Origin of the sequence: Mesorhizobium sp. M0060, from assembly GCF_040323155.1 — a bacterium.
In the GTDB taxonomy this organism is placed as follows: domain Bacteria; phylum Pseudomonadota; class Alphaproteobacteria; order Rhizobiales; family Rhizobiaceae; genus Mesorhizobium.
Map to the genome: position 1 here is coordinate 1 of NZ_JAMYUP010000166.1, position 879 is coordinate 879.

General features: G+C 60.4%; 1 protein-coding gene and 1 pseudogene. Both read right to left on the reverse strand.

Annotated elements, in window-relative coordinates; translation table 11 throughout:
* Positions 1 to 212: pseudogene (locus NKJ94_RS37410) on the reverse strand (hypothetical protein); the annotation flags it as partial.
* Between the two features lie 184 nt (positions 213 to 396).
* Positions 397 to 879, reverse strand: a 483-nt coding sequence (locus NKJ94_RS37415) for a TIM barrel protein (RefSeq protein WP_352532799.1), incomplete at its 5' end; no start/stop codon positions are given.

An 879-nucleotide genomic window follows, 5' to 3' on the forward strand; every position in this document is an offset into this window, starting at 1 on the left:
TCTGCCGTAGCGAGCGGACGGCCAGCAAAGCTGCCCCAGCCGCCGTAAGGCAGACCGACCTGAACGAAACAGTCGCCGGCTGCCTGTCGCATTTCCTGGTCAAAGTATCGGCCCTCGATGGAGAGCATGTGAATGCCTGCCGCGGCAGCGGCGGCTGCCTCGTCGGGCGTGCTGACGAAGAGCATGGAGATCTTCTGTCCATTCCTCTTCATCTTTCGGATATCCTCGACATGAGGACGGTTGTGATACATGCCCATAATCAGCCTCCACTGCAGGTCAGGTGAACTTGAAAGGAATCTGCGAGCGGCGCTCGGATCGGAAAGCATGGTCGGACAGCTTGCCGCCCTTGATCATGACGCCCGCCCCGCGTCGCGCCGATGAGCATCCCCGCATGGCTCACAGCGTAAAAGCCCGCCGGAAAGCGACCAGCGCTGCCTCAGGATCGTTTTGGGCAAAGGCTTCCAGACCCACCGGCCCGCGATACCCCATGTCGAACAGAGCTCTCGCGATGTTGGGCCAGTTCATCTCGCCTGTTCCAGGCTCGCAACGACCCGGATTATCGGCCACCTGCACCTCGCCGATGAAGGGCAGGCACTTCTCGCACCAGCGCACGATATCGCCTTCGCCGATCTGAGTGTGATAAAGGTCGAGGTTGATCCGCAGTTGGGGTCTATTGATCGATGACACCAATGCCAGCACCGCTGCCGTCGAGCCGAAGGGGCAGCCCGGGTGGTCAAGCAGGTTCAGGTTTTCAAGCGTGAAGACGACATCTTCGGCCTCGGCCATGTCGCAGATACAATTCAAGGTGTCCCGCGCCTTCAGCCACATGGGGCCGGTCTCGACTTCGGACTTCACAATAGGAATACCGCCTTCGCCGAG